Here is an 18,961-nt window from a genome sequence, read left to right on the forward strand (position 1 = left end):
GTTCCCCGCGCCCCTGACAGGGCACGAACCGGCTCCACGACCCACCCGCCCGCCTTTAGGGGCGCGGGGAACTGCGCGGCCAACCACGACGCACCCGCAGCAGACATGCGGGGGGTCGGAGCACGTCCCGTCCGGCTCTCGACTGCAGCCGAGTGGGGGCGGGCCGCGCCGTTCCCCGCGCCCCTGACGGGGCCCGAACCGGGCAGCCCGAGCCGACGCCCGAACCCAAGCGCCCGCCTTTAGGGGGCGCGAGGAACTGCGCGGCCAGCCACGACGCACCCGCACCGGGCATGCGGGGAGTCGGGGCACGCCCCCTCCGGCTCTCGACCGCAGGCGCGTGGGGGCGGGCCGCGCCGTTCCCCGCGCCCCTGACGGGGCCCGGACCGGCGCCACGACCCACCCGCACCAAAGAACCGCGCGAGCAACCCCGCCATAGGACCAGCTCAGCAAGAAGTGAGCGCTCTCAGCAATGGAGCGAACCCCGGCTATCCTGATCGGCAACCGCCGCCCTGAGGAGCCCCGAGGTGACCGACCAGTCGACACAGCCACGCCCCACGCTGGAGGCAGTGGCCGCCCGGGCGGGAGTCTCCCGAGCCACCGTGTCCCGTGTCGTCAACGGAGGCGAAGGCGTCCGCGAACCCCTCGTCGAGCGAGTCAGGCGCGCCGTCGAGGAACTCGGTTACGTCCCCAACCAGGCAGCTCGCAGCCTCGTCACCCGACGCCACGACGCCGTCGCCGTGGTCATCGCCGAACCGGAGACCCGCGTCTTCGCGGACCCCTTCTTCGCGCTCCAGCTCCGAGGCATCAGCAAGGAGCTGACCGCCCACGACTCGCAACTCGTCCTGCTGCTCACGGAAGGCCGCGACGACCACGCCCGCGTGGCGCGCTATCTCGCCGGCGGTCACGTCGACGGCGCGCTCGTCTTCTCCCTGCACCTCGACGACCCGCTGCCCAGCCTGATCCACGGAGTTCCAACCGTGTACGGCGGGCGCCCCGGCTGGAGCGACGGTTCACGCGGCGTGGTCTACGTCGACTGCGACAACAGGGGCGGCGCCCGCGAGGCCGTCCGCCACCTCGTCGGACTCGACCGTACGCGCGTCGCGCACATCACCGGCGCCCTCGACCAGACCTCGGCGGTCGACCGGCTCGACGGGTTCCGTGACGTCATGGTGGACGTCGATCCGAGGCTGATCGTGGAGTGCGACTTCACCCCGGGCGGCGGCGAGCGGGCCATGCGGGAACTCCTCGACCGGTGCCCTGACGTGGACGCGGTGTTCGCCGCGAACGACCTCATGGCGGTCGGTGCCATGCGGGCGCTGCGCGAGCGGGGCCGGCGGGTGCCCGAGGATGTCGCCGTGATCGGGTTCGACGACATGCTGCCGTTCACCGAGCAGGCTGATCCGCCGCTCACGACTGTCCGGCAGGACATCGAGGAGATGGGCCGGTTGATGGCACGGTTGTTGTTGCGGGGGTTGGACCGGAGCGGGTCCGCCGGAGTGGGGGCGCCGGCCAGTGTCGTGCTGCCGACGACTCTGGTGCGGCGGGTCTCCGCGTAGCCACTCCGCGGGGCGCGTTTGCGGGTGCGGGTCCGTCGTGGCTGAGCACGCCGTTCCCCGCGCCGCTCAGCCGCGGAGCGCTCAGTGTTCGTGCGGCTCGTAGCCCGGGATCGTGCCGTCCGTCTTCTTGACCAGGAACAGGCCCGCCATTCCCATGTCGGAGTGGCTCTGGACGTGGCAGTGGTACATCCACGCGCCCGCCCCGACGCCCTCCCCCGCGATGACCTGGAAGCCGAACGAGTCGGCGGGACCCACGATCAGGTTGTCGACCACTCGGCTGGGGTCGTCGGGACCGGTCAGCAGACCCGTGCGGTTGTCCGCCCAGCGGTGTCCGTGCACATGGAACGTGTGGTAGTACTCGCCGTGCGTGATCGACACGAACTCGACCCGATCCCCCACCGTGGCCTCGAAGTTGGGGCTGTCGTGCCCCGGCCTGTTGTTGATCGTCATGTCGTTGAAGACGATGGTGTGGGTCTTGTCGGGCAGGATGTCGCCCTGCCGGCGCACGATCACCGGCCCGTACAGGCCCTTCCGGATGCCGCCCGTACCGTGCTCGGTGCCGACGACATGGTCGTGGTAGTGCCAGTAGCCCGCGCTGCCCGCCCGCCAGGTGCCGTCCTTGCGGCGGCCGGGGGCATGGGTGCGCCAGGTGTACGTACGGGTGTCCCCGGGCTCGACATGCGACTTGCTCAGCTTCGTCCCGTCGCTGGACACCTCGTAGTCCAGGCCGTGGACGTGCAGGCTCGCCGCCACGTCCAGCGTGTTCTCGACCTCGATGTACGCGGTGTCGCCCTCGTTGAGTTCGATCAGCGGCCCGGGGATCGAGGCCGCGCCCTTCTCGAACCCGTAGCCCAGCTGACCGTCGGCGAGCTTCTCGATGTACAGCTTGATGCGTCTGACCTCGCCGCCCGCGGGGGCGGTACGGAGCGCGGTGCTCGCGCTCGCCGCGCTGTCCGCGGACGTCGCGTCCTTCGCGGCGACGAGCGACAACGATGTCGCGACCGTGGCGACGGCGGCCCCGCCCAGCATCATCCGACGGCTGAAACCGCGCCTGTCCATCGCGTCCGTGGTGGCCATGTCGTCCGTGGTGCCCATGCCGAACTCTCCCAACCTGCAACGCGGTCAACGGAATTGACGGGACTGGCGGGTCCGGTCGCGGAGCCGACGGTGGATCCGACCGAACCGAGTGACAGAGACGAACTGGTGAGACGGTAGTGGCATCGCCTTCGTTTATCCACACTCAGGACAAAGTTTGTTGGATACCGGTCATACCTATTGGCGAGTTCCGCGAAAAGGTCTAGCTTCCATGGCGCTGTTGCTGTGACCGAGGAGGATGGGGTGACCACATGCGGCCCACACCGCATCAAACGCCACTGACGGTACGGAAGTTGAGCAGGTCCAGACGGAGAGGCTGGGCTGCCGCGCTGGCGGCGGGAGTCGTCACGGCGGGTGTCCTCTCGGGGCCCGCCGCGAGCGCGCGCCCTGCTCCCGAACCGCTGACAACGATGTCGATCAAGTCGCCGCCCGGCGGCGCCGACGTAAAGGTGCTGATCTTCCACGGGTCCGCGGCCGGTGGCGAGGAGTCCCCCGTCGTCAACGCGGGTATCGAGGCGATCGAGGACCTCGGGCAGTCCGGCCCCGCGGCCGGGCGCTTCGGTGTGACCGCCACGGACGACGCCTCCGTCTTCACCGACGAGACGAAGCTCGGCCTCTACAACGCCGTCGTCTTCCTGACCGGCGGGGGCGACATCCTCGACCCGGAGCAGGAGGCCGGTCTGGAGTCGTACATGGAGGCCGGCGGCGGCTTCCTCGGCATCCATGACGCGGCCCGCGCCGAGCCGTACTCGGACTGGTTCACCGGACTCGTCGGCGCCCGTCCGGCCGCGAACAGCCCAACGGCCGTACAGCGGGCGACCGTTGAGGTCGGTGACCGTCAGCATCCGGCCACCAAGGATCTGCCGCTGCAGTGGAAGCGCCCCGACCAGTGGCTGAACTGGGTCAAGAACCCGTCCGGCGACGTGCACACCGTGGCGCGGGTCCGCGAGTCGACGTACACGCCGGGTACCGGCGCGAACGGCGCCGACCACCCCGTGTCCTGGTGCCGTGACTACGACGGCGGCCGGTCCTTCTACACCGGTATGGGCGGTACGGCGTCCTCGTTCGACGAGACGGAGTTCCGCTCGCACCTGCGCGGGGCGCTCGCCTGGACGACCCGGATCTCGCAGGCCGACTGCAAGGCCACGATCAACGCCAACTACAAGGCGGAGCGGCTGACCCAGCCCAACCAGCCGGGCCAGAACGACCAGATCGGCGAGCCGCACGGCCTGGTGACCGCGCCCGACGGCCGCGTGTTCTACATCGGCCGCGGTGGCGCCGACTCCTCGCAGCCGGTCATCACGGACTGGAACAACCCGGACGTCGGCAAGGGCAAGGGCGAGATCCACGTCTACGACCCGAAGACCAAGAAGGTCACGCTGGCCGGCACGCTCAACGTCTTCGGCAACAAGGGCGGCGGCGACGAGCTGATCAAGGTCGAGGAGGGCCTGCTCGGCATCGAGCTGGACCCCCGGTTCGAGGACAACGGCTGGGTGTACCTGCACTACACGCCGCACTCCCGGATCGACCGCGACAAGCAGATGGCCGAGCGGTACGTCTCCCGCTTCACGTACAACTCGAACACGAGCAGGCTGGATCTGAACAGCGAGAAGGTCCTGCTCAAGTGGCCGGTCCAGATCCACAGCTGCTGCCACTCGGGCGGCGGCCTGGCCTGGGACTCCAAGGGCAACCTGTACATCGCCACCGGTGACAACAACTCCAGTGGCTTCAGCGACGGTTACTCGGGCAACAACCCGCAGCCGAACTACAAGGGCGTCTCCTTCGCCGACGCGCGCCGCACGGCGGGCAACACCAACAACCTCAACGGCAAGATCCTGCGCATCCACCCGGAGCAGGACGGCACGTACACCCTGCCCGAGGGGAACCTCTTCACGGGCAAGGAGACCGCCGAGGGCGGCGGCAAGACGCGTGGCGAGATCTACGTGATGGGCGTCCGCAACCCGGCGCGCATCTCGATCGACAAGAGGACCGACACGCTGTACGCGGGCTGGGTCGGCCCGGACGCGGGCTCGCCGTCGACGACCTGGGGGCCGGCGAAGTACGACACGTTCGCCGCGATCACCAAGCCGGGCAACCACGGCTGGCCGTACTGCATGGGCAACAAGCAGCCCTACCGGGACCGCAACCTGCCCGATCCGTCGAAGCCGCTCGGCTGGTACAACTGCGACGCCCCGAAGAACGAGTCGCCGAACAACGACGGTCTCGTGAACCTGCCGCCGGTCACGTCGAACACCATCTGGTACTCGCCCCAGGGCGGCGGCCCGGACTACCCGCGGGACGCCAACGGCATCCCGTCGTACAAGACGGCGGAGCAGAAGTTCCTGCTGCCGTGGCTCAAGGGCGGCGGCCAGGCGGCCATGGACGGACCGGTCTACCGGTACGACGGCACCCTGGCGAACGCCGCCAAGTGGCCCTCGTACTGGGACGGCAAGTGGTTCGTGGGCGACTTCTACGACGCCGACCAGCCGCGCCACGCCGTGCTGCTCGACCCGAAGACGGCCGGACAGGGCGGTATCCCGGTGCACGCGGAGTCCCTGAAGAAGATCATCCCCATCGGCAACGACGGCATCAAGAACCTCATGGACTGGAAGTTCGGCCCGGACGGCACGCTGTACGTCCTCGACTACGGCCGTGGCTTCTTCACCTCGGACTCCAAGTCCGCGCTGTGGCAGGTGACGTACAAGGGCGGCGGCCCCACTCCCGCCGTCTCTCAGCTCGCCAGGGAGGCGCAGTGACGCGCGTGACGCACATCGGCAGGCGAAGAACTGGACGGCTGTGGACGGCACTTGCCGCCGCACTGCTGATGGTGCTGGGGCTCGCCTCCACCTCGGCGACCGGCCAGACCGACAACACCCCTTCCGGGGCGGGCGCCGCGGCGCAGACGCTCACCTGGACGGCCGGTGACGACATCACCAAGTACGCGTCCGCGCCCACCACGGCGGTCGCGGGCCCGACGACGATCGTCTTCGAGAACAGCACGGCTACCGGCAACACCATGGGCATGCCGCACACGTTGACGTTCGACGTGTCGGACCCGGAGTACCAGAACGACGTCCCGCTGAACATCCTGGCCAACCCGAACGACGACCAGGGCGGGAAGCACACCGCCGAGGTGACGCTCTCACCCGGCCGCTACCGCTACTTCTGCACGATCCCCGGCCACGGCCAGATGCAGGGCATCCTCGTGGTCACCGAGGGCACCGGCGAGGACACCACGGCGCCCGAGACCGCGGCACAGGTCACCGGCACGAAGAACGCGGACGGCGCGTACGTCGGTTCGGCGACCGTGGCGCTCAGCGCGACGGACACCGGTGGTTCGGGCGTCGAGCGCATCGAGTACGCCATCGGTGACGCGGGTGCCTGGCAGCCGTACACCACGCCCGTCGTGGTCGACCAGGTCGGCGCCCAGAAGGTCCGCTACCGGGCCATCGACAAGGCCGGGAACACCTCCGCGGAGAAGGCGGAGCAGTTCACGGTGGTGGCCCCGCCGACGGACGACACGACCGCGCCGGACACCTCGGCCACGGTGACCGGTGAGAAGAACGCGCAGGGCGAGTACGTCTCCATGGCGACCGTCACGGTGACGGCCTCCGACACCGGCTCCGGCGTCAACACCATCGAGTACGCGCTCGGTGACGCCGGTGCCTGGCAGCCCTACACCGCTCCGGTGATGGTCCACGAGGCCGGCGCGCACAAGGTGCGGTTCCGGGCGACGGACAAGGCGGGCAACGTGGCCGCCGAGAAGTCGGTGTCGTTCACCGTCGTCGCGCCGCCGGTCGAGGACACCACTCCCCCGGTGACCGGTGTGAGTGTCGAGGGCACGAAGAACTCCTCCGGTGCGTACATCAACACCGCCAAGGTGACGGTCACCGCGACCGACGCGCACGGCGGTTCCGGCGTGGACAAGATCGAGTACTCGCTCGACGGCGGCCCCTACCTCGCGTACACCGCTCCCGTGGTGGTCGACCGCGTGGGCGCGCACTCGGTGGCGTACCGGGCGAGCGACAAGGCGGGCAACACTTCGGCCGCCCGGACGGTGAGCTTCACGATCGCCCCGGGCGGTGGCGTTCCCGCGCCCAACTGCGCCGAGTACGACGAGCGGTTGACGGTCATCGTCGGCACGGTCGACACAGGCGTGCCGAACCGGATCACCAACAGCCGGTGCCGTATCAACGAGTTGATCGAGGACGAGAAGGAGTGGACGTCCCACGCGCTGTTCCTCAAGCACGTGACGGCGGTCCTCAAGACCCTCCTCAAGGACGGCGTGATCGTCCAGCGTGAGTACGACCTGATCGACGAGGCCGCCGACGAGTCGGGCATCGGCAACCCCGGCCAGACCGAGGGGTACCGGACGATCCTCGACGGTACGCAGAAGTCCTTCGACAAGTGGGAGCACGTGGGCGGCGGTTCGTTCGCGCTGAACGGCGACGGCTCTCTGACCTCGGGCACCTCGAAGGACGGGCTCGGCATGCTGTGGTTCCCCGAGCGCAAGTACGGGGACTTCTCGCTGAAGCTCCAGTGGCGTGACGACGCGCCGGGCACGGGCAACGCCAACTCCGGTGTGTTCGTGCGGTTCCCGCAGGTCCACAACCACCCGGAGGAGTCCCGGCCGGAGTGGGTCGCCATCAAGTACGGGCACGAGATCCAGGAGTTCGACAGCCCCACCGGCGACATGTACAAGACCGGTTCGATCTACGGCTTCGACCGGGTGGGTCTGGCCGGTGCCGGTGTCACCCAGAAGGGCACCTGGAACGACTACGAGATCCGCGTGGTGGACCAGCACTACTCGGTCTACCGCAACGGCGTGCTGATCAACGAGTTCGACAACACCGGCGGTCAGGACTTCACCCCGCCCCGCTCGGACGACCCGGGCACGGACGGGCGGCGGTTCTCCTCCGGCTTCGTCGGGCTCCAGGTGCACAGCACGACGGACGTGGTGTCGTACCGCGACGTCCGGATCAAGGAGCTGTGACGCCCGACTAGTCAACTGATGGGTCAGTTCTCCTTCTTGGCCCTGCTCGGCTGTACCCGCTTCGGCTCGCCCGGCATCTTCGGGTACTCGGGCGGGTACGGCAGATCGCCCAGCCCGTGATCGTGTTCGTCACGGCTGGCGAGTTCGAGCAGGGCTTCGAGGGAGTAGGCATGCTCGTCCATGTCCGCGTGCACGTCGCCGAGTTCGGCGAAGCGCGCGGGCATGGTCACGAGATCGAAGTCCCGGGGTACGGCCTCACCGACCTCGTCCCAGGTGAGGGGCGCCGACACCGGCGCGTGCGGGCGGGGGCGTACCGAGTAGGCGGAGGCGATGGTGCGGTCGCGGGCCGTCTGGTTGTAGTCGACGAAGATCTTCTCGCCCCGCTCCTCCTTCCACCAGGCCGTGGTCACCTGATCCGGCATCCGGCGCTCCAGCTCACGTCCGACGGCGATCGCGGCCCGGCGGACCTGGGTGAACGTCCAGCGCGGCTCGATCGGCACGAAGACGTGCAGGCCCCGGCCGCCGGAGGTCTTGGGGAAGCCGCGCAGATCCCCGTACGCGTGGAGCACCTCGCGCAGCTCATGGGCGGCGCGCACCGCGTCGGCGTAGTCGGTGCCCGGCTGCGGGTCGAGGTCGATGCGCAGTTCGTCGGGCCGGTCGACGTCGTCGCGGCGCACGGGCCAGGGGTGGAAGGTCAGCGTGCCGAACTGGGCGGCCCACAGGACGGCGGCGACCTCGGTGGGGCACATCTCGTCGGCACTGCGTCCGCTCGGGAAGGCGATGTGCGCGGTGGGGATCCAGTCGGGCATGTTCTTGGGCGCCCGTTTCTGGAAGAAGGACTCGCCGCCGACACCCTCGGGGTAGCGCTCCAGGGTCGTGGGCCGGTTCCGCAGCGCGCGCAGGATGCCGGGGCCGACCGCGAGGTAGTACCGGGCGAGGTCCAGCTTCGTGAAGCCGCGCTCCGGGAAGAAGACCCTGTCCGGGCTGGACAGCCGTACCGTCCTGCCCGCCGCCTCCAGCTCCACCGCATCCGCCATGCGAGCCACGGTAGGCGCACCGCGCACACCTCGCATATCCGCATCGAAAACGCACGCCGGGCGATTCAGCCCATATCCCCGCAGAATCGGTGTATGGATCTGCCGGTGATGCCGCCCGTGAAGCCCATGCTCGCCAAGTCCGCGGCGCGGATTCCGCCGGGCATGCACTACGAGGCGAAGTGGGACGGGTTCCGGGCGATCGTCTTTCGTGACGGGGACGAGGTCGAGATCGGCAGCCGGAACACGAAGTCGCTGGTCAGATACTTCCCCGAGCTGGTGGAGGCGGTGCGGGAGCGGTTGCCGGAGCGGTGCGTGGTGGACGGCGAGATCGTGGTCGCGCGGGGCGGACGGCTCGACTTCGACGCCCTCTCCGAGCGCATCCATCCGGCGGCCTCCCGGGTGACGACCCTCTCGGAGCGCCAGCCGGCGTCGTTCGTGGCGTTCGACCTGCTCGCGCTGGCCGACGAGTCGCTGCTGGACGTCCCGCTCTCCGACCGGCGGGCCCTGCTGGAGAGGGCCCTGTCCGGCAGCACGGCCCCCGTGCACCTGGCGCCGGCGACGACGGACATCGAGGTGGCGCGGATGTGGTTCGAGCGGTACGAGGGTGCCGGGCTCGACGGAGTGGTCGCCAAACCGCTCACCCTGCGCTACGGGCAGGACGAACGCCTGATGTTCAAGATCAAGCACGAGCGCACGGCGGACGTGGTGGTGGCGGGCTACCGGCTCCACAAGAGCGGGCCCGTCGTCGGCTCGCTGCTGCTGGGCCTGTACGACACCGAGGGCACGTTGCAGCACGTGGGAGTGTGTGCGGCCTTCACGATGAAACGGCGCGAGGAGTTGATCACGGAGCTGGCCCCGCTGCTCATGGAGTCGCCCGCCGGACATCCGTGGGCGGCCTGGGCGGAGGAGTCGGCGCACGAGTCGGCGCGGCTGCCGGGCGCGCCCAGCCGCTGGACGGGCAAGAAGGACCTGTCCTGGATCCCGCTGCGGCCGGAACTGGTGTGCGAGGTGGCGTACGAGCACATGGAGAACGGCGCGCGCTTCCGGCACATGGCGCGCTTCCGCCGCTGGCGCCCGGACCGTACGCCGGACAGCTGTACGTACGCCCAGCTGGAGGAGCCGGTCGGTTACGACCTCGCGGACATTCTGGGACCGCGGGACTGAATCGGCCCGGACGTATTTCCGCCATCCAACGCCCTTGCGCGGCGGCCTTGTTGGGTACGTCTCCCGCGTACGACCCCCGCCTCGCGGCACGGCACCCCCGGCCGGACCGCCGCACCCTCCCGCCCGCGCCCGTGACCCGCTCGGACCAGCGCACGCCTTCGATCTTGGCTCATTGGGTACGTACTCATTGAACCTATAACCTGACAAACGACGAAACGGGGCACGGTGGCCACGGTACGCAGGAGACGAACGGGGCGGACGGGGCGTTCGAGGCGCTCGGCCATGACGACGACACTGCTGGTCACCCTGCTGGCGGGTGCCACGGCGACAGCCTGCACGAGGGGTGAGCCGCTCGACGACAAGCAGCGCGGAACCGTGCCGCCCCGCACGGACAGCACGCGGGGTGCACAGGGCACCAGCGCCCCGGCGAGTCCGGCGCCCCGGGCCGCCTCCCCGCTCGTCGTGAAGATCGACAACGTGCCCGGCGCCCGCCCGCAGACGGGCCTGGACTCCGCCGACGTCGTGTACGCCGAGCAGGTCGAGGGCGGTCTCAGCCGACTGATGGCGGTGTACGCGACCCGCCTGCCGAAGGCCGTCGGACCGGTGCGCAGCGCCCGCGAGTCGGACCTGGAACTGCTGCGCCAGTTCCACAAGCCGACGCTCGCCTTCTCCGGGGCCCAGAAGAAGCTGCTGCCGCTGATCGACAGCGCGCCACTGCAGACCGCCCTGCCGGAGGAGAAGACGAACGCGTACTACCGGGGCACGGACAAGCCGCAGCCGCACAACCTCTATCTGCGTCCCCAGCGGCTGCTGTCCGGCGCGCCCGGGGCCGACGCGCTGACGACGGGCTTCCGGTACGGTGCCGCGCCCGCGGGAGGCACCGCCGAGAGCACGCGTACGGTCCGCTTCCCCGAAGCCCGCTTCACCTTCGACTGGTCCCGGGACCAGCGGCGCTGGCTGGTGTCGATGGACGGTACGCCGACGGTGACGACCGGTGGGAAGCGGGTGGCCGCGTCGACGGTCGTCGTGCAGTACGTGAACATCCGTAAGTCCCGGTACCACGACTATCTCGGGAACGTCACGCCCTACACGGAGACGGTCGGGTCGGGCACGGCGAAGGTGCTGCGGGACGGCAAGGCGTTCGATGTGGCGTGGAAGCGGCCGCTTGCGACGGGGGGTACGGAGTTCACCACCCCGTCCGGCGCGCCGGTGAACTTCGCGGCGGGCCAGGTATGGGTGGTCTTCGCCCGAGCATGACCCCCCACGCGCCGCCTGCCTGACGCATCACCTCCACCTGCGACCCGGCGGGAGCGGGCCGCGCAGTTCCCCGCGCCCCTAAAGACAAAAGACTGCGCCGTTCCCCGCGCCCCTGAATGGGGGCGCCCCTCAGGGGCACGGAGAACGGCGCGACCGGCCCGTTTTTAGGGGCGCGGGGAACTGCGCGATCAGCCCCCACCGGACCCGCAGACGACAACGGCCCGTCTTCAGGGGCGCGGGGAACTGCGCAATCTTTTAGGCCGGCCACGACCGTCACGGCACCCGGCCGGCAACCGGTTCCCCCGCCCCACCCGGGGCGACCGGATTGCGCAACCCCTCCGCCGCGTCGGACACCCGCTGGATCAGGTCGAAGAAGAGCGCCTGCTCGTCCCCGGACAGCGGCGCGAGGAACACCTGGTTCATCCGAGCCGTCCGCACGGTCAGCTTCCGGTGCACCCGTACCCCGTCATCCGTGAGGCGCAACAGCGACCGCCGCCCGTCCTGAGGATCGCGGACCTTGTCCAGCAGACCGCGCCGGCCGAGCCGGCTGATGACCTCGGCGATGGTGGACCGGTCGAGACCCACCCGCTCCCCCACCGTGCGCTGGTCGAGACCCGGCTCGGCGACGAGCGCGTTCAGGACCGCGAACTGGGGCGAGGTGATCTCCTCGGAGACCATCGTGTTCCACAGCAGGTAGTGCGCCTGCTGCAGCCGCCGGGCCAGATGCCCGGGGTGGGTGGAGAGATCCACCGCGGCCATGAGCGCTCCTTGTGCCACGAGAGTCGGCATTCGTTGGTGCACTGAACAATAGCGGGCCGACCCTCGGCTGTCTCTTTTCCGCAGGCAGACTCTCAGCGCGCGTGCACTGGGGGGTCTTGACGGCTGACGGCCGCGATGGCAGCGTGTTCGAAACCTCGTAGAAATACTCAGTGCCCTGACTAATCGGGGCTGGGGGACGCTCGGGAGAGATGGGGCTTCGCAGATGGACAAGGTGGTCTCCACAGCCGCCGGGGCTGTGGCCGACGTACCCGACGGCGCGACACTCGCCGTCGGCGGTTTCGGCCTCAGCGGTGTGCCGAACGTGACGATCCAGGCGCTGTACGAGCGCGGTGTCACCGGCCTGGGCGTGGTGTCCAACAACTGCGGGGCCATGGAGTCCGGCCTGGCGGTCCTCCTGGCGGCGGGCCGTATCGCCCGCGTCACCGGCTCGTACATCGGGGCGAACAAGGAGTTCGCGCGGCAGTACCTGGGCGGGGAGCTGGAGGTCGAGATGATCCCGCAGGGCACCCTGGCCGAGCGGCTGCGGGCCGGCGGCGCCGGGATTCCCGCGTTCTACACTCCGGCCGGTGTCGGCACGCAGGTCGCCGACGGCGGACTGCCCTGGCGCTACAACGGCGAGGGGGGCGTCGCGCTGGCCTCCCCGCCGAAGGAGGTACGGGACTTCGACGGCACCGCGTACGTGCTGGAGCGCGCCATCCGTACCGACTTCGCGCTGGTGCGGGCCGCCAAGGGCGACCGCCACGGGAACCTCGTCTTCAACAAGTCCTCCCGCAACTTCAACCCCCTCGCCGCGATGGCCGGGCGGGTGACGATCGCCGAGGTGGAGGAGCTGGTGGAGCCCGGCGAGATCGATCCGGACGCGGTGCATCTGCCGGGCATCTTCGTGCAGCGGGTCGTCGCGCTCACCCCGGCGCAGGCGGCGGACAAGAAGATCGAACAGCGGACGGTCTCCGCGCCCGCGGCACGAGGGACGGTGGGCGGCTGATGGCCTGGACGCGTGAACAGATGGCCGCGCGGGCCGCGCGCGAACTCGACGACGGCCAGTACGTGAATCTCGGCATCGGGCTGCCGACGCTGATCCCCAACTACCTCCCGCCGGACGTGGAGGTGATCCTGGAGTCGGAGAACGGCATCCTGGGCACCGGCCCGTACCCGACCGAGGAGCAGGTCGACCCGGACCTGATCAACGCGGGCAAGGAGACCGTCACGGTCCTGCCCGGCGCCTCCTACTTCGACTCGGCGCTGTCGTTCGGGATGATCCGCGGCGGGCACATCGATGTCGCGGTTCTCGGCGCGATGCAGGTCTCCGCGGGCGGCGACCTGGCGAACTGGGCCGTGCCCGGCAAGATGATCACCGGGATCGGCGGGGCCATGGACCTGGTGCACGGCGCCCGGACGGTGATCGTGGTGATGACCCACACCGCCAAGGACGGGTCGCCGAAGGTCCTCGACACGTGCACGCTGCCGCTGACCGGCAGAGCCTGTGTCAATCGCGTGATCACCGACCTGGGTGTCCTGGACGTCACGGACGAGGGCCTGGTACTCGTCGAGACGGCGCCCGGTGTCACGGTCGATGAGGTCGTGGCGAAGACTGCCGCCAAGGTTCGTATCGCCGAAGAGCTCGTCGAGAAGCTCACCGAGGAGAAGCAGCCGTGAAGGACGTCTACATCGTCGACGCCGTCCGTACCCCGTTCGGCAAGTACAACGGAAGCCTCGCCGCCGTCCGCCCGGACGACCTGGCCGCCCATGCCCTGCGCGAACTCCTCGCCCGTACACCGGACCTGGACCCCGCCCGGATCGACGACGTGTACTTCGGCAACGCGAACGGCGCAGGCGAGGAGAACCGCAACGTCGCCCGCATGGCCGGCCTGCTCGCCGGTCTGCCCACGTCCGTGCCGGGCGTGAGCGTCAACCGGCTGTGCGCCTCCGGTCTTGAGGCCGTCATCCAGGCCGCCCGTGCCATCGCGCTCGGCGACGCCTCGATCGCCCTCGCCGGCGGTGTCGAGTCGATGACCCGCGCCCCCTATGTGCTGCCGAAGAGCGACCGGCCCTTCCCCGCCGGGCACACCGAGCTGTACTCCACGACGCTCGGCTGGCGCATGGTCAACCCGAAGATGGACCCGCAGTGGACCATCCCGCTCGGCGAGTCCGCCGAGCTCATCGCCGACAAGCACAAGATCAACCGTGAGCAGCAGGACGAGTTCGCCCTCGCCAGTCACCGCAAGGCCGCCGCCGCGCAGGCCGCGGGTCTGTTCGACGGCGAGATCGCGCCGGTCTCCCTTCCTCGGCGCAAGGGCGACCCGCTGTCCTTCGCCGCCGACGAATGTGTACGCGCCGACGCCTCCCTCGCCGCGATGGGCCGCCTCAAGCCGTCGTTCCGCACCGAGGGCGGTACGGTCACCGCGGGCAATGCCTCGCCCCTCAACGACGGCGCGGCGGCCCTGCTCCTGGTCGACGAGGAGGGACTCGCCGCCACCGGTCGCGAACCCCTCGCCCGGGTGTCCGCGTCCGGCGTCTCCGCGCTCGACCCCGACTACTTCGGTCTCGCGCCGGTGGAGGCCGTCAACCGCGCGCTCGCCAAGGCGGGCAGGACATTTGACGACCTGTCAACTCTCGAACTCAACGAGGCCTTCGCCGCGCAGGTCCTCGGCTGTGTCGCCGAGTGGCCCGAGTTCGACCCGGCCGTCCTCAACCCGCAGGGCGGGGCCATCGCCCTGGGCCACCCCCTCGGCGCCTCCGGTGCCCGTCTCGCCGGGACCGTCGCCCACCAACTGGCCCGCAAGGGCTCGGGAGTCGGCGTCGCCACCCTCTGCATCGGCGTCGGCCAGGGCCTCGCCCTCGTACTGGAGCGTTAGGAACCCACCTCTCATGGCTCTCACCCAGTCGGACATCGACACAGAGATCAAGGACCAGCAGGACGCGTACGACAAGGCGGTCGCCGGTGGCGCCCCGGTCCTCCACCACCCGCGTCGCGACTACGCCCCGTACCGCAGCTCCCTGTTGCGCCATCCGAAACAGCCGCTGGTCGCCGTGGGCGGAGGCGATCCGGAGATCGTCGAGCTGGCGGGGCCGGTGTTCGGTGTCACCGACATAACCGACCACGACAGCGATCTGACGATCCATCACCGGGGCGAGCCCATCGGTGAGCGGATGACCGTCTCGGGACGGCTGCTCGACCGCGACGGCCGCCCCGTGCGCGGCCAGCTCGTCGAGATATGGCAGGCCAACGCCGCCGGCCGGTACGCCCATCTGCGCGAGCAGCACCCGGCGCCGCTCGACCCGAACTTCACCGGTGTGGGACGGACCCTGACGGACGATCAGGGCCGGTACTCGTTCACCACGATCAAGCCGGGCCCTTACCCCTGGGGCAACCACACCAACGCGTGGCGGCCCGCGCACATCCACTTCTCCGTCTTCGGGACGGCGTTCACCCAGCGGCTCGTGACCCAGATGTACTTCCCGAGCGACCCGCTGTTCCGGTACGACCCGATCCTCCGGTCGGTGACGGACACGGCGGCCCGCGAGCGGCTGGTGGCCACCTACGACCACGACCTGTCGAAGCCCGAGATCTCGATGGGCTACGCCTGGGACATCGTCCTCGACGGTCCGTCCGCCACCTGGATCGAGGAAGGCCGTTGAACATGGTCGAGCGACTGCTCCCCACCCCGTCCCACACCATCGGCCCGTTCTACGGGCACGCGCTCCCCTTCCCCGACGGCGCCCGCATCGCCCCCCAGGGCCACCCGGACGCGATCAGCCTGCACGGTCACGTGTACGACGGCGCGGGCAAACCGGTCCCCGACGCGCTGCTCGACTTCTGGCAGGCCGCGCCCGACGGCTCACTGACGGGCGCCCCGGGCTCCATGCGCCGCGATCCGTCGACCGGCGGTTTCCTCGGCCGCAACGGCGTCGACTTCACGGGGTACGGGCGGGTGCCCACGGACGCCGACGGGCACTACGCGCTCCACACCCTGCCGCCGGGCAACTCCGGGCTGCCGTACATCAGCGTGTGCGTGTTCGCGCGCGGGCTGACGCACCACCTCTTCACACGCGCCTATCTCGCCGAAGGACCTGACCCGCTGCTCGACTCACTGCCGGCCGAACGGCGCGCCACGCTGGTCGCGACCGAGGAGGCGAACGGGATGAAGGGTGCGAAGGGGGCGTACCGTTTCGACATCCGTCTTCAGGGCGAAGGCGAAACGGTCTTCCTGGAGTTTCAGTGACAGCGGTCGAACCTGAAGAACCCGGTCAGCCTGGGCGGCCCGTCGGGCCTGTCGAATCCGGCTGCCTCGACGCGGGGCTTCTCGCGCCCGGGCGCGTCGGGTCCGCTGCCGAGGTCTCGACGGGTGACGCCGCTTTTCTTCGGGCGCTGCTCGACGCGGAGGCGGCCCTCACACGGGCCCAGGCTTCGCTAGGACTCGCCCCCGCCACCGCGGCCGACGCCGTCACCGCGGCTGCCGACGCGGCGCGTTTCGACGTCCACGCGCTCGCGCTGCGCGCGCGGGCCGGGGGCAACCCGGTGATCCCGCTGGTCGCCGACCTGGGCGCGGCGGTCGGCGACGAGCACTCCCCGTACGTCCACCGGGGCGCGACCAGCCAGGACATCATGGACACGGCCGCGATGCTGGTCGCCGTACGGACGCTCGACCCGGTCCTCGCCGATCTCGCCCGTACGGAGCGCGCGCTGGCCCGTCTCGCGCGCGAGCACCGGGACACGGTGATGCCGGGGCGCACCCTCACCCAGCACGCCGTCCCCACCACCTTCGGCCTGAAGGCGGCGGGGTGGCGGTCGCTGGTACTGGACGCCCGGGACCGCGTCCGGCTCGTACGGGACGGGCTGCCGGTGCAACTCGGCGGTGCGGCGGGCACGTTGGCGGCCTTCGCCGTGTACGGAGCCTCGGACACGGGTGCCCTCGTGGAGGCGTACGCCCGTGAACTGGGCCTTTTCGCGCCGGAGTTGCCGTGGCACACCCTCCGGACACCGGTCGCCGACCTCGCGGGCGCTCTCGCCTTCACCGCGGGCGCCCTCGGCAAGACGGCCACGGACGTACTCACCCTCTCCCGTACGGAGATCCGTGAGCTGAGCGAGGGCACGGGCGGTGGGTCCTCCGCCATGCCGCACAAGGCGAATCCGGTGCGTGCCACGCTCATTGCGGCGGCGGCCCGCCGGGTGCCGCAGCTCGCGGCGACGCTGTACGGGGGCATGGCGGCCGAGGACGAACGGCCCGCCGGTGCCTGGCACGCCGAGTGGGAGCCGCTGCGGGACCTGCTCCGCCTGGTGGGCGGGGCGGCCCGGGACGCGGCCGAACTGGCCGAGGGACTGCGGGTCCACACGGACGCGATGCGCGCCCACCTGGACCTCACGCACGGGCTGATCGTCTCCGAGCGGCTGTCGGCCGAACTCGCGCCGGTGCTCGGGCGCGCCCGCGCCAAGGAAGTGCTCACCCGGGCGGCTCGGCGGGCCACGGCGGAGGGGCGGCCCCTTGCGGAACTCCTCTCGGAGGAAGCCGAGTTGAAGGACCTCGACCTGGTGGCGCTCACCGACCCCACCCAGTACACGGGTTCCGCGGGAGCCCTCACCGATCGTGCTCTGGAGCGACGTTGACCAGTCGGACCGACCAAGATGCCTCCCCATCGCCGGAGGGCACGGTGCTGAACCATCGCGTCGAGGGAGCCGTCTCCGCTCCCCCGCTGCTCCTCGGTCCCTCCCTCGGCACCTCGTTGGCCCTCTGGGACAAGGTCGCGCCCGAACTCTCCGTCACCCATCGGGTGGTGCGCTGGGATCTGCCGGGGCACGGCGGTTCGTCCGCGTCGCTGATCGGTCCGGGGGCGACCGTCGGCGACCTCGCCGCGCTGGTGCTGGCGCTCGCCGACTCACTGGGCATCGACCGGTTCTCGTACGCCGGGGTCTCGCTCGGTGGTGCGGTGGGGCTGCATCTCGCGGTGCACCACCCCGAGCGGGTGGACAAGCTCGCCGTGATCTGTTCCTCGGCGCACTTCAACGGTTCGAAGCCGTGGGAGGAACGGGCCGCGCTCGTACGGGCCGAGGGGCTGGCCGGGCTGGCGGCCGGCGCGGACGCCCGCTGGTTCACGCCCGGGTTCACCGTCCCCGAGCTGGTCGAGGACCATCGGACGGCCGATCCGGACGGGTACGCGGCGTGCTGTGACGCGCTGGCGGCGTTCGACCTCCGTGAGCGGTTGTCCCGGATCGGTGCGCCGACACTGCTCGTCGCCGGGCGCGAGGATCCGGCGACGCCGCCCGCGCATCTGCGGGAGATCGCTGACGCGGTGCCGGGGGCCGGGCTCGTGGAGGTCCCGGGTGCGTCGCATCTCGCGCCCGCGGAGCGGCCGGAGGCCGTGCTCACCGCGTTGCGCGCGCACCTCGACGGTGCCGCGGGGCGGGGGATGGCGGTGCGGCGGCAGGTGCTCGGTGACGAGCACGTGGACCGGGCGCAGGCGCGGCAGTCGGCGTTCACGGCGCGGTTCCAGGACTTCATCTCGCGGTACGCGTGGGGTGAGGTGTGGACGGACGAGACGCTGTCGCGGCGCGAACGCAGCATGATCACTCTGACCGCGCTCGTCGCGCACGGGCACTACGACGAGTTGGCGATGCATGTGCGGGCGGCTCGGCGCAACGGGCTGACGCCGGAGGAGATCGGGGCGGTGTTGTTGCAGACGGCGGTGTACTGCGGCGTGCCTGCGGCGAACTCGGCGTTCGCTGTGGCCCAGCGGGTCCTCTCCGAGGAGGGTTGACCGACAGCCCCGTCAGGGGCGCGCCGTGCCCGCGGGGCGGCAGCCCCGTCAGGGGCGCGGGGAACTGCGCGGCCCGCCCCCACTCGGCCGCAGGCGAAAGCCGGACGGGACCTGCCCCGGCGCGCCGCAGACGGTCTGCGGGTGCGTGGTGGCTGGTCGCGCCGTTCCCCGCGCCCCTGACGGGGCCCGCCATGCACGCCGGGTGCGGGTGCGTGGGGGCTGAGCGCGCCGTTCCTCGCGCCCCTTACGGGGCGCGCCGTGCCCGCGGGGCGGCAGCCCCGTCAGGGGCGGGGGGGGGGGGCGGTGGCCGCGCCCCCGCGCCCCCC

Annotated in this window: 15 protein-coding genes; 12 read left to right on the forward strand and 3 right to left on the reverse strand. The window is 70.7% G+C overall.

The features are described 5' to 3' along the window. Nucleotides 1-524: 524 nt before the first annotated feature. The gene (locus ACFVH5_RS39010; protein WP_385838443.1) at nucleotides 525-1,556 is read left to right on the forward strand and encodes a LacI family DNA-binding transcriptional regulator; all 1,032 of its coding nucleotides are present in this window, start codon (nucleotides 525-527) and stop codon (nucleotides 1,554-1,556) included. 81 nt (nucleotides 1,557-1,637) lie between these two features. Here the strand turns inward: ACFVH5_RS39010 and ACFVH5_RS39015 are convergent, their stop codons facing one another. Next, on the reverse strand, nucleotides 1,638-2,615 hold the full coding sequence (locus tag ACFVH5_RS39015) for a multicopper oxidase domain-containing protein (RefSeq protein ID WP_385838455.1): 978 nt from the start codon (nucleotides 2,613-2,615) through the stop codon (nucleotides 1,638-1,640). Nucleotides 2,616-2,980: 365 nt separating this feature from the next. Between ACFVH5_RS39015 and ACFVH5_RS39020 the strand changes: the two genes are divergently transcribed. Beyond that, nucleotides 2,981-5,407 (forward strand): ThuA domain-containing protein, encoded by a 2,427-nt coding sequence (locus tag ACFVH5_RS39020; RefSeq protein WP_385838456.1) that lies wholly within the window; start codon nucleotides 2,981-2,983, stop codon nucleotides 5,405-5,407. A 38-nt stretch (nucleotides 5,408-5,445) separates the two neighbouring features. After that, the gene (locus ACFVH5_RS39025) at nucleotides 5,446-7,644 is read left to right on the forward strand and encodes an OmpL47-type beta-barrel domain-containing protein (RefSeq protein WP_385838457.1); all 2,199 of its coding nucleotides are present in this window, start codon (nucleotides 5,446-5,448) and stop codon (nucleotides 7,642-7,644) included. Nucleotides 7,645-7,667: 23 nt separating this feature from the next. Here the strand turns inward: ACFVH5_RS39025 and ligD are convergent, their stop codons facing one another. Continuing rightward, complete coding sequence (gene ligD, locus ACFVH5_RS39030) at nucleotides 7,668-8,681, reverse strand: non-homologous end-joining DNA ligase (protein WP_385838444.1); 1,014 nt, start codon at nucleotides 8,679-8,681, stop codon at nucleotides 7,668-7,670. 93 nt (nucleotides 8,682-8,774) lie between these two features. Between ligD and ACFVH5_RS39035 the strand changes: the two genes are divergently transcribed. Then, entirely contained in the window at nucleotides 8,775-9,845 is a 1,071-nt protein-coding gene (locus ACFVH5_RS39035) for an ATP-dependent DNA ligase (protein WP_385838445.1), read from the forward strand. Between the two features lie 282 nt (nucleotides 9,846-10,127). After that, nucleotides 10,128-11,102, forward strand: a complete 975-nt coding sequence (locus ACFVH5_RS39040; RefSeq protein ID WP_385838446.1) for a DUF3048 domain-containing protein — start codon at nucleotides 10,128-10,130, stop codon at nucleotides 11,100-11,102. A 273-nt stretch (nucleotides 11,103-11,375) separates the two neighbouring features. Here the strand turns inward: ACFVH5_RS39040 and ACFVH5_RS39045 are convergent, their stop codons facing one another. Then, nucleotides 11,376-11,861, reverse strand: coding sequence for a MarR family winged helix-turn-helix transcriptional regulator (locus tag ACFVH5_RS39045; protein ID WP_385838447.1), 486 nt, complete (start codon nucleotides 11,859-11,861; stop codon nucleotides 11,376-11,378). A gap of 223 nt (nucleotides 11,862-12,084) precedes the next feature. On the opposite strand from ACFVH5_RS39045, the gene ACFVH5_RS39050 reads away from it, so the two are divergent. The 7 genes from ACFVH5_RS39050 to pcaD are packed head-to-tail and all read left to right on the forward strand — an operon-like array spanning nucleotide 12,085 to nucleotide 18,635. Further along, nucleotides 12,085-12,867, forward strand: coding sequence for a CoA transferase subunit A (locus tag ACFVH5_RS39050; RefSeq protein WP_385838448.1), 783 nt, complete (start codon nucleotides 12,085-12,087; stop codon nucleotides 12,865-12,867). After that, nucleotides 12,867-13,538 (forward strand): CoA transferase subunit B, encoded by a 672-nt coding sequence (locus ACFVH5_RS39055; protein ID WP_385838449.1) that lies wholly within the window; start codon nucleotides 12,867-12,869, stop codon nucleotides 13,536-13,538. The genes ACFVH5_RS39050 and ACFVH5_RS39055 overlap by 1 nt, the downstream gene beginning before the upstream one ends. After that, nucleotides 13,535-14,737, forward strand: a complete 1,203-nt coding sequence (locus tag ACFVH5_RS39060; protein WP_385838450.1) for a thiolase family protein — start codon at nucleotides 13,535-13,537, stop codon at nucleotides 14,735-14,737. The genes ACFVH5_RS39055 and ACFVH5_RS39060 overlap by 4 nt, the downstream gene beginning before the upstream one ends. A gap of 13 nt (nucleotides 14,738-14,750) precedes the next feature. Continuing rightward, the gene (gene pcaH, locus ACFVH5_RS39065; protein ID WP_385838451.1) at nucleotides 14,751-15,521 is read left to right on the forward strand and encodes a protocatechuate 3,4-dioxygenase subunit beta; all 771 of its coding nucleotides are present in this window, start codon (nucleotides 14,751-14,753) and stop codon (nucleotides 15,519-15,521) included. A gap of 2 nt (nucleotides 15,522-15,523) precedes the next feature. Continuing rightward, nucleotides 15,524-16,105, forward strand: coding sequence for a protocatechuate 3,4-dioxygenase subunit alpha (pcaG, locus tag ACFVH5_RS39070; RefSeq protein WP_385838452.1), 582 nt, complete (start codon nucleotides 15,524-15,526; stop codon nucleotides 16,103-16,105). Beyond that, the gene (gene pcaB, locus ACFVH5_RS39075; RefSeq protein WP_385838453.1) at nucleotides 16,102-17,487 is read left to right on the forward strand and encodes a 3-carboxy-cis,cis-muconate cycloisomerase; all 1,386 of its coding nucleotides are present in this window, start codon (nucleotides 16,102-16,104) and stop codon (nucleotides 17,485-17,487) included. The genes pcaG and pcaB overlap by 4 nt, the downstream gene beginning before the upstream one ends. Before the next feature lie 44 nt (nucleotides 17,488-17,531). Then, complete coding sequence (pcaD, locus tag ACFVH5_RS39080; protein WP_385838454.1) at nucleotides 17,532-18,635, forward strand: 3-oxoadipate enol-lactonase; 1,104 nt, start codon at nucleotides 17,532-17,534, stop codon at nucleotides 18,633-18,635. Nucleotides 18,636-18,961 lie beyond the last annotated feature (326 nt).

The organism is Streptomyces sp. NPDC127119 (assembly GCF_042677425.1).
Lineage (GTDB): Bacteria > Actinomycetota > Actinomycetes > Streptomycetales > Streptomycetaceae > Streptomyces.

What these genes read in the sequence shown, in the direction of transcription:
- pcaH (WP_385838451.1), top strand. Translation starts at nt 14,751, where the DNA reads ATGGCTCTCACCCAGTCGGACATCGACACAGAGATCAAGGACCAGCAG.
- ligD (WP_385838444.1), bottom strand. Translation starts at nt 8,681, where the DNA reads ATGGCGGATGCGGTGGAGCTGGAGGCGGCGGGCAGGACGGTACGGCTG.
- pcaG (WP_385838452.1), top strand. Translation starts at nt 15,524, where the DNA reads ATGGTCGAGCGACTGCTCCCCACCCCGTCCCACACCATCGGCCCGTTC.
- ACFVH5_RS39045 (WP_385838447.1), bottom strand. Translation starts at nt 11,861, where the DNA reads ATGGCCGCGGTGGATCTCTCCACCCACCCCGGGCATCTGGCCCGGCGG.
- ACFVH5_RS39040 (WP_385838446.1), top strand. Translation starts at nt 10,128, where the DNA reads ATGACGACGACACTGCTGGTCACCCTGCTGGCGGGTGCCACGGCGACA.
- ACFVH5_RS39015 (WP_385838455.1), bottom strand. Translation starts at nt 2,615, where the DNA reads ATGGACAGGCGCGGTTTCAGCCGTCGGATGATGCTGGGCGGGGCCGCC.
- ACFVH5_RS39050 (WP_385838448.1), top strand. Translation starts at nt 12,085, where the DNA reads ATGGACAAGGTGGTCTCCACAGCCGCCGGGGCTGTGGCCGACGTACCC.
- ACFVH5_RS39035 (WP_385838445.1), top strand. Translation starts at nt 8,775, where the DNA reads ATGGATCTGCCGGTGATGCCGCCCGTGAAGCCCATGCTCGCCAAGTCC.
- ACFVH5_RS39055 (WP_385838449.1), top strand. Translation starts at nt 12,867, where the DNA reads ATGGCCTGGACGCGTGAACAGATGGCCGCGCGGGCCGCGCGCGAACTC.